Here is an 8627-nt window from a genome sequence, read left to right as displayed (position 1 = left end):
GCTGAGGGGCGTGCGGACCTGGTCCGCACGCCCCTCAGCCGTTCGGGCGGGTCATCCGCCCGGGCCGCGCCCGCTCACTCCGACGGCGTGAAGTACGAGACCAGCTCGGCCACGCCCGGCTCGACGCCCTTCCAGGAGCCGGAGAAGCTCAGCACCGCGATCGCGGCGGTCGGGAAGCCGCCGAGCCGCAGCCGCTCCAGCGCCTCCCGGTCGCCCTCGTCGCCGGCCAGCACCTGGGTCAGGCCGAGCACTCCGGGGTTGTGGCCGACCAGGACCAGGTCGGCGTACTCCTCCGGGGTCTCCTGGAGGACGGTGATGATCTCGCCCGGGGTGGCCTCGTAGACCCGCGGCTCGTAGACGGTCCTGCGCGAGCGCTTCGGCAGCTCGTGCGCGGCGAGCTTCCACGTCTCCCGGGTGCGCAGGGCGTCGGAGCAGAGCACGTAGTCGGGGTTGATGCCGGAGTCGGCGAGCCAGCGGCCGGCCTCCGGGGCCTGGTGGCGGCCCCGGTCGGCCAGCGGCCGCTCGTGGTCGTCGACGCCGTTCGGCCAGTCGGCCTTGGCGTGGCGGAGAACGATGATCCTGCGGGGCGTGTCGGCGCTCATACCCAGCAAGCTTGGCAGAAAAGCCGGCCGGGAGCGCGGTGCTGCCCGATGCCGCCACCCGGAGGGGCGGGCGGTGCCGTCGTGCGCGGTCCGCCGGGAGGCGCCCCGCCGTCAGCCCAGGTTCTGGGCGACGCTCGCGACGATGATCAGCAGGACGACGATGCCGCCGATGATCGCGGCGATCTGGCCGAGCTTCTTGTGGCCGTCGGTGGGGTTCGGTTCGAGAACGGGCATGCCCGGATTCTCCCATCCCGAACACGCCCGTCCACCACCGGCCCCGCCGTCCGGCCGCTGCGTCCGCTCCCTCCGTCGGGCCGCTCCGCCGGGCCTCTCCGTCAGGCCGCGGCCGCGGCCTGCACCGGAACGGCCTCGTCCTCGATGTGCCGGGCCCGGGCCGCCCGCAGGCCGAACAGCATCTGCGGCACCAGCAGCAGCGCCAGGAAGCCCAGCGGCAGGTACCACTCGCCGGTCGCCTGGTAGAGCCGGCCGATCAGGATCGGGCCCGGGATGGAGATCAGGTAGCCGACGCCCTGGGCGAAGGCCGACAGCTGGGCCACCCCGCCGGCCGTCCTGGCGCGCAGGCCGATCATGGTCAGCACCAGCGGGAAGGCGCAGTTGGACAGGCCCACCAGGACCGCCCACAGCCACGGCGCGCCGGCCGGGGCGAACGCCAGGCCGAGGTAGCCGGCGATGCCGAAGGAGGCCAGCACCACCACGAACAGCCGCTGGTCGCCGCGGCGGGCGGCCAGGTTGGGCAGCACGAAGGAGACCGGCACGCCGATCACCATGGTCAGCGCCAGCAGCACGCCGGAGGTGCCCTCGGAGACGCCGGCGTCCTGGAAGATCTTCGGCAGCCAGCCCATCACCACGTACGCGCCGGTGGCCTGGCAGCCGAAGAAGCAGGCCAGCGCCCAGGCGGTGCGGCTGCGGGTGATCGGCAGCTTCACCCCGGCATCCTGGCCCTGCGACGGCCCGCCGGCCCCCTGGCGCCGGGTGAGCAGCGCCGGGATCCAGAGCAGCAGGGCGAGGGCGCCGAGCGCGGCCCACACCCCGAGGCCGAGCCGCCAGTCCCCGCCGAGCGCGCTGGTCAGCGGGACGGTGACGGCCGCGGCCAGCGCGGTGCCGGCCGACAGCGCCATCGAGTACAGGCCGATCATCGGCCCGACCTTCTCCGGGAAGTAGCGCTTGATCACCACCGGGATCAGCACGTTGGCGACCGCGACGCCGGCCAGCGCCAGCGAGGTCAGCAGCAGGAAGACGGCCGTGCCGCCGGCGAAGGAGCGGGCCAGCACGCCCGCGGTGATCGCGCCCATGCCCGCGGCGACCACGGCGACCGGACCGAGCCGGCGCGCCAGGCCGGGCGCGGCGAAGCCGAACAGGGCGAAACAGAGCGAGGGGACGGCGGTGAGCAGGCCGGCCACCGTCGGGCTCATCCCGAGGTCGGCGCGGACCTGGTCCAGCAGCGGCCCGAGGCTGGTGACCACGGGCCGGAGGTTGAAAGCGGCGGCGGCGATCGCGAGGGCGAACAGCCAGCCGAGGGAGCGGCGGCCGGCCGGGGAGGGCCGCCCGGTCTGCGGCCGGGCCTGCGCCGGGGCGGGGGCGTTGGCGGGATCTGCGGTGTCTGCTGCGGACGACATGCGGGCCATCATAGAATGATGGGATGAATTAGCGCACCCGTGAATTGGCATGATGGCCCGACCCGTCCGACCCAAGGAGTCCCCCGTGGCGCTGTCCTCGCCGAGGCGCACCCCGCTGTCCGACCAGGTGATCGCCCAGTTGCGCGCCCAGATCACCTCCGGCGAGTGGGCGGTCGGCTCGCGCATCCCCACCGAGGCCGCCCTCGTCGAACAGCTCGGTGTGGCCAGGAACACGGTGCGCGAGGCCGTCCGCGCGCTCGCCCACAACGGTCTGCTCGACATCCGCCAGGGCTCCGGCACCTACGTCCTGGCCACCAGCGAGCTCGCCGGCGTGATGCACCGCCGCTTCGCCGACGCCGACCGCGCCCAGGTCGCCGAACTGCGGGTCACCCTGGAGACCTCCGCCGCCGGCCTCGCCGCCACCCGCCGCACCGACCGCGACCTCGCCCTCATCGACGCCGCCCTGGCCCGCCGCGAGGACGCCTGGCGCTCCGGCGACGCCGAGGACTTCGTCCAGGCCGACGCCGCCTTCCACCAGGCCGTCGTCGCCGCCGCCCACAACGACGTCCTCGCCGCCCTCTACGCCGACCTCGGCGAGGTCACCCGCGCCCACCTGCGCCACGACGTCGGCCCCGAACTCATCGCCGAGCGCTACCTCGGCCACGACGAGATCGTCCACGCCATCCGCGCCCGCGACCCCCAGCGCGCCTCCCACGAAGCCGGCCGCGCCATCGGCGCCTGCAACACCTCCGCCGCCTGACCCGCCCGGCACCCGGGCAGAGCCCTCTCGCCTTGCGGGAGGGCGGTTTTGACGTGCTAACGTCCCGTGCAAATTCGCGGGCGGTCGGGCTTCGGCCGGGTGTGGACACGACGGGGAGAAGTGATGGCGGATCCGGATCTGAAGCCGGGCCGGGGGCCGGGTCGCGGGGGGCCGACGAAGGTGTCGACGCAGGCTCTCGACAAGGCGGCCACCGCGCTCGACGGCATCGCCGACGACAGCACCGCGGCCGGGAAGGCCGCCGACGAGTCGACGGAGGCGGCGGCCGGGAAGCTGAGTGGCTGGGACACCGCTTCGGCGCTGCGAGGAGCGCTCAAGGAGTGGCACGAGCAGGTGTCGCAGCTCAACGGCCGGATCAACCAGGAGGCCGGGATGATGCGCCAGACCCACACCAACTACCTGAACGTCGAGCACGGCATCGCCACGTCGTTCACCGGGAAGGCGTGAGCGCATGAGCCTGCTCGGTTTCGAGGACGTCATGAAGGCCGACCCGTCGGCGATGGCCAAGGCCGCCGCCGACTGGACGGAGATGGCCCGCAAGTACCAACTGGTCCAGCACCGGCTGGAGAACGAGGTGCTCTCGGTCACCGGCAACCAGGGCCTGTGGCTGGGCTCCACCGCGTTCGCCGCCAACGCCCACGTCAACCGGACCCGCCAGCAGAGCATCGACGCGCAGACCGAGGCCAAGGCCGTCGCCTCGATCATCACCGACGCCAAGAACGACTTCGAGGCGGCGCAGAAGAAGCTGAAGCAGACCGTCGCGGACGCCCGGGCCGACGGCATGAAGGTGACCGGCACCGGCGCCGTGATGTTCGACGTCGCCGCCCTCGACCCGGCCACCCGCTCCGCCTACCACCACGAGCCGGACTACCAGCGCGAGCGCGGCGAGGCCGCCGGCAAGTGGGCGCAGCAGATCAGGATCCACGTGGAGGAGGCGACGGCCGCCGACCAGCGGGCCGCCCTCCAGCTGCGCCGCGCCGCCAAGGTCGGCGACCTGGTGAACGAGTTCAACGGCCAGGCCGTCGGCGGCGGCGACCAGGCCGACGGCAGGCGGGCCGCCGAGCTCGCCTCCCGGCTCAAGGACGGCAAGACCCTCACGCCGGAGGAGCTCGCCGAGCTCAACAACCTGATGAAGGCCAACTCCGGCAGCCCGGTCTACGGCCAGACCCTGCTCAACGCGCTCGGCCCGCAGGGCACCCTGCTGCTCGCCGACGAGCTCCAGGTCCGGATCAACGACCGGGACGGCAGGAACAAGGGCGAGTACGGCGAGTTGCAGACCAACCTCGCCAACACCATCGGCGGCGCCACCCGGGACACCGGCGGCACGTTCTACCAGGACTTCCGCAAGGGCCTGCAGGAAGCCGGCGTCAAGAACGTCAACGAGCGCCACTTCGGCGGCAGGAGCGAGCCGATCTACGGCTACCAGACGCTCACCACCCTGCTGCAGAAGGGCAACGCCGGCTACGGCTCGCAGTTCCTGAACGACCTCGGCACCGACATCCTCAAGGCCGAGCGCGACGACGAGAACCGCTGGTCCTCGCACCAGTTCAACGGCCCGCGTCCGGACCTGGTGTACGACCCCGTGGACGGCGTGCTCAAGCTGATGGGCCAGAACCCGGAGGCCGCCACCCAGTTCCTCGACCCCAAGGGGCCGGGGGCCGACGACCGCCTCAAGTACCTGCTGCGCGACCGCGAGTGGCCCACCTCGTACGTCAACACGCTGTACGGCCCGCCGATCATCGACAAGTCCACCCACCAGGCCGGCCTCGCCGCCGCCCTGGAGGCCGCCGCCACCGGCGACGTCCCCGGCGAGGGCAGCCACAACGGCGGCCCGCACACCCCGGCGCAGGCACGGGTCATGCAGGGCGTGATCGACGCGCTGGACGCCGAGGGCAAGGGCGCGGAGAACGTGCACGACGACCTGAAGAAGCCGATCGCCAACGCGTTGTCGGACTACGTCGACGACACGCACCTGATACTCAGCGAGGACGTTTCCACCGTCCAGCACGACGGCGCCTGGGAGAAGAACGGCGAGGGCCACCTCGGCGGCAGCTCCGACCACATCATCCGGGTCATGCGCGGCGTCTCCGACGACCCGGAGGCCTACGCCACGCTGTACGCCGCCGAACGGGCCAAGGCGGCCGAGGCCTTGGCCGTCCTCCCGGCCGATCCGCAGCACGCCGCGGAGGAGCGGGACATCCCGGCGCGGCAGGTCGGAACGGCCCTCGGGGCCTACGACGCGATCCGGACCTCCGTCATCCTGGACGAGAAGGACGACCGGATGGAGTGGGCCGAGAAGACCGGTGAGTTCGCCTCCACGGTGAACGGCAGCGTGACCGGGTTCATCCCGGAGGTCGGTGACCTCGCGGGCGGGCTCGTCGACCTGGGCATCTCCGAGTGGACCGACAACATCAAGGAGGATGCCCAGAACGCGGGCAACTCCAAGTCCGCCGACGCCCACTACGCCGCGCTGACCCAGGGCAAGGTCATGGCGGCCGGCTGGGGCGAAGCGACACACACGAGCCCCGGGGCGGCCAACGTGGTCAACCAGGAGATGGGCACCGGTCACACCACCGGCCACGCGAACGCGATGAGCGCCCTCGGACGGAACGGCCAGAAGTGAAGCTCTCCCGGCGTGCCTGGATGCTCATGGCCGCCGCCCTCGTCCTCGTGCTGGGGGCCGGCGGCTTCGCGACCTGGCGCTACACCAACCTGTTCCTCCCGGACCGCCTCTGCGACGGCGCCGTCGCGACGAAGGACGTCCAGCAGGTCCTGGGTGACGGCAGGATCGAGGTCGTGCAGAGCCGCCTGGCGAAGGACCGCGCCGAGCCGGAGGGCCGTTGCGTGATCAAGGTGAGAGACGGCGCCGACCTCACTCTGCAGACACACGGCGTCGCCCGCTCCGACGAGCGCAGTCTCGTCGACCCCGCGATGTCGCAGCCGGACCGGGGTCCGCTCGGCGCCTTCGCCAACGACACCGGCTGGCTGGTACTGCCGTCGGGCTGCCGAAAGCCCTCGGACAGCGCGTCGGAGGCCTTCCCGGACCGGGACGCCGACATCCTCAGCGCCGATGTGCGTCACCGCGGCAAACGCGACCTCATGTGGCAGGACAACCCGTCCAAGGAGACTCCGGACCAGGAGGCCCGCTCCGCCCTGGCCCGGCTCGCCGCCGACTTCGGCGCGGCGCTCGCCAAGTCGTCCGGCTGTGGCTCCGGCGACGTCCCGGACATGCACCTCACGGCCCCCGGCCCGGCCGTCGAGCTCGCGACCGACGGGCAGCTCTGCCACCTGCCGGGCGTGGGCACCGGCGAGAACAGTCAGGAACTGGCCCAGCGGGTCAGCGACCCGACGGCGCCGCTGCAGTCCTGCTGGGTCTACAGCCAGATCATGAGCGAGCCCGCCATCCGATTCACCGTCACCACTGACACGCGATACCCGGCCTTCGTCGCCCAGCGGGCGACGCTGGACGCCCCCCTGCCGGCAGGCTGGCGGGGCGCGGGCTCGAACGGTGCCGTCCACGCGGAGTGCGGGAAGGACGACCTGTTCCTCCACCTGTCCGGACGGGACGAATTCGTCGCCCCCAGCGACAAGTCGGCCTTCAGCACACCCCTGTTCACCTCCTGGGTCAACGCGGTGGCCGCGCAGCGCGGCTGCGAGCCGGTCGCGCCCCAGTAGGACCGACGCCGCTGCCCGGCACCCCCTCCGAAGGAAGAGGGGTGCCGGGCAGCGGCGTGCGCGGGAGGCGTCAGGCGCCGATGGCGTGCAGGCCGCCGTCGACGTGGACGATCTCGCCGGTGGTCTTCGGGAACCAGTCCGACAGCAGGGCGACGACGCCGCGGCCGGCCGGCTCCGGGTCGCTCAGGTCCCACTTCAGCGGGGAGCGGGTGTCCCAGGTGGCGGCCAGGTCGGGGAAGCCCGGGATGGACTTGGCGGCCATCGAGGCGAGCGGGCCGGCCGAGACCAGGTTGCAGCGGATGTCCCGCTCGCCCAGGTAGCGCGCCAGGTAGCGGTTGGTGGACTCCAGGGCGGCCTTCGCCGGGCCCATCCAGTCGTACTGCGGCCAGGCGAACTGCGCGTCGAAGGTGAGGCCGACGACCGCGCCGCCGTCGCGCATCAGCGGCAGCAGCGCCATGGTCAGCGACTTCAGCGAGTACGCCGAGACGTGCATGGCGGTGGCCACGGACTCCCACGGCGTGTTCAGGAAGTTGCCGCCCAGGGCGTCCTGCGGGGCGAAGCCGATCGAGTGGACGACGCCGTCCAGGCTCGGCAGGTGCTCGCGCACCTTGTCGGCGATGCCGGCCAGCTGCTCCTCGCTGGAGACGTCCAGCTCCAGGACCTGGACCGGGTTCGGCAGCTTCTTGGCGATGCGCTCGGTCAGGCTCGGCCGCGGGAAGGCGGTCAGGATGACCTCGGCGCCCTGCTCCTGGGCCAGCTTGGCGGTGTGGAAGGCGATGGAGGACTCCATCAGCACACCGGTGATCAGGATGCGCTTGCCCTCAAGGATTCCGCTCATGACTCAGTGACCCATGCCCAATCCGCCGTCGACGGGAATGACGGCTCCGGTGATGTACGCGGCCTCGTCCGAACCGAGGAACCGCACGGTGGAAGCGACCTCGGCGGGCGCCGCGTAACGGCCCAGCGGCACGTCGGCGACGATCTCCGCGCGGCGCTCCTCGCTGAGCACCGCGGTCATGTCGGTGTCCACGAAGCCGGGGGCGACCACGTTGACGGTGATGTTGCGCGGGCCCAGCTCGCGGGCCAGCGACCGGGCGAAGCCGACCAGGCCCGCCTTGGACGCGGCGTAGTTGGCCTGGCCCGGGGAGCCGGAGAGGCCGACGACCGAGGAGATCAGCACGATCCGGCCCTTGCGGGCGCGCATCATCAGCTTGGACGCGCGCTTCACCACGCGGAAGGTGCCGGTGAGGTTGGTGTCCAGCACGGACGTGAAGGCCTCCTCCGACATCCGCAGCAGCAGGGTGTCGTTGGTGATCCCGGCGTTGGCGACCAGCACCTCGACGGCGCCGTGCGCGGCCTCGACCTCGGTCAGCGCGGCGTCCACCTGGGCGCTGTCGGTGATGTCGCAGCGCACCGCGAGCACGTCGTACTTGGCCAGCTGCTCGGGCACCTCACCCGACCGGCTGGTGATGGCGACCTTGTCGCCCGCCTCGGCGAAGGCCTGGGCGATCGCGAGGCCGATGCCCCGGTTGCCTCCGGTGACGAGAACCGAGCGGCTCAACGATCCACCTCTCTCCGTTGTGTGCGCACGCCGTGATGCCCGCGTACCACTCCGTGATGTCGACGTACGCCGTAACGATGTACGCGGTGTGACGCTATCGGTCGTTCCGGCGCCGCGGCGAATCGGGCTCCCACAGCGCCGCAGCGGAGGAACTGTGGGTACCCGACAATCCGCGTCCGGCCGGATTTCGCGCGATTCGCCCACCGCCCCGCGCCGGGTTGTCGTTTCCGATGAGCGGCCCCTCCGGGGAACCCGGCGGCGGGGCACGCCCGTTGTGCCCCCTGGTGCGGCACGAGGCCGGGGCCGCCGCACCGGGGCCGACGACGGCCCGCAGCCGGACACCGGGCCCCGGTGACGAGCGGAGGCGAAGCGCG

9 protein-coding genes are annotated in these 8627 nt (G+C 72.4%); 4 read left to right on the top strand and 5 right to left on the bottom strand.

Annotated elements, in window-relative coordinates; genetic code table 11:
• Positions 1-74: 74 nt before the first annotated feature.
• The 3 genes from ACFU74_RS08605 to ACFU74_RS08595 form a co-directional block, all read right to left on the bottom strand.
• Positions 75-602 carry a SixA phosphatase family protein gene (locus ACFU74_RS08605; RefSeq protein WP_380753824.1) on the bottom strand — a complete coding sequence of 176 codons (528 nt, stop codon included), beginning with the start codon at positions 600-602 and terminating at the stop codon, positions 75-77.
• Between the two features lie 111 nt (positions 603-713).
• Positions 714-836 carry an SGM_5486 family transporter-associated protein gene (locus ACFU74_RS08600; RefSeq protein WP_380753821.1) on the bottom strand — a complete coding sequence of 41 codons (123 nt, stop codon included), beginning with the start codon at positions 834-836 and terminating at the stop codon, positions 714-716.
• Positions 837-937: 101 nt separating this feature from the next.
• The gene (locus ACFU74_RS08595) at positions 938-2239 is read right to left on the bottom strand and encodes a CynX/NimT family MFS transporter (protein ID WP_380753818.1); all 1302 of its coding nucleotides are present in this window, start codon (positions 2237-2239) and stop codon (positions 938-940) included.
• An 85-nt stretch (positions 2240-2324) separates the two neighbouring features.
• On the opposite strand from ACFU74_RS08595, the gene ACFU74_RS08590 reads away from it, so the two are divergent.
• The 4 genes from ACFU74_RS08590 (at position 2325) to ACFU74_RS08575 (ending at position 6692) form a co-directional block, all read left to right on the top strand.
• Positions 2325-2999, top strand: a complete 675-nt coding sequence (locus ACFU74_RS08590; protein ID WP_380753815.1) for a FadR/GntR family transcriptional regulator — start codon at positions 2325-2327, stop codon at positions 2997-2999.
• Between the two features lie 180 nt (positions 3000-3179).
• Positions 3180-3464: a hypothetical protein gene (locus ACFU74_RS08585; RefSeq protein ID WP_380753812.1), complete on the top strand. Its 285-nt coding sequence runs from the start codon at positions 3180-3182 to the stop codon at positions 3462-3464.
• A 4-nt stretch (positions 3465-3468) separates the two neighbouring features.
• Positions 3469-5640, top strand: coding sequence for a DUF6571 family protein (locus ACFU74_RS08580; protein ID WP_380753809.1), 2172 nt, complete (start codon positions 3469-3471; stop codon positions 5638-5640).
• A complete protein-coding gene (locus ACFU74_RS08575) occupies positions 5637-6692 on the top strand; it encodes a hypothetical protein (protein WP_380753806.1) in 1056 nt (351 codons plus the stop codon). Before ACFU74_RS08580 ends, ACFU74_RS08575 begins: the two co-directional genes overlap by 4 nt.
• A gap of 70 nt (positions 6693-6762) precedes the next feature.
• On the opposite strand, the gene fabI is transcribed toward ACFU74_RS08575, so the two are convergent.
• Together fabI and fabG are read right to left on the bottom strand one after the other, a co-directional pair.
• Positions 6763-7530, bottom strand: coding sequence for an enoyl-ACP reductase FabI (gene fabI / locus ACFU74_RS08570; protein WP_380753803.1), 768 nt, complete (start codon positions 7528-7530; stop codon positions 6763-6765).
• 3 nt (positions 7531-7533) lie between these two features.
• On the bottom strand, positions 7534-8253 hold the full coding sequence (fabG, locus tag ACFU74_RS08565) for a 3-oxoacyl-[acyl-carrier-protein] reductase (RefSeq protein WP_380753800.1): 720 nt from the start codon (positions 8251-8253) through the stop codon (positions 7534-7536).
• Positions 8254-8627: the final 374 nt, after the last annotated feature.

It is taken from the genome of Kitasatospora sp. NPDC057500 (genome assembly GCF_042802195.1).
Classification (GTDB): domain Bacteria; phylum Actinomycetota; class Actinomycetes; order Streptomycetales; family Streptomycetaceae; genus Kitasatospora.
The sequence above is the reverse complement of the archived record's forward strand: the minus strand, read 5'-3'. Positions and strand labels throughout refer to the sequence as shown.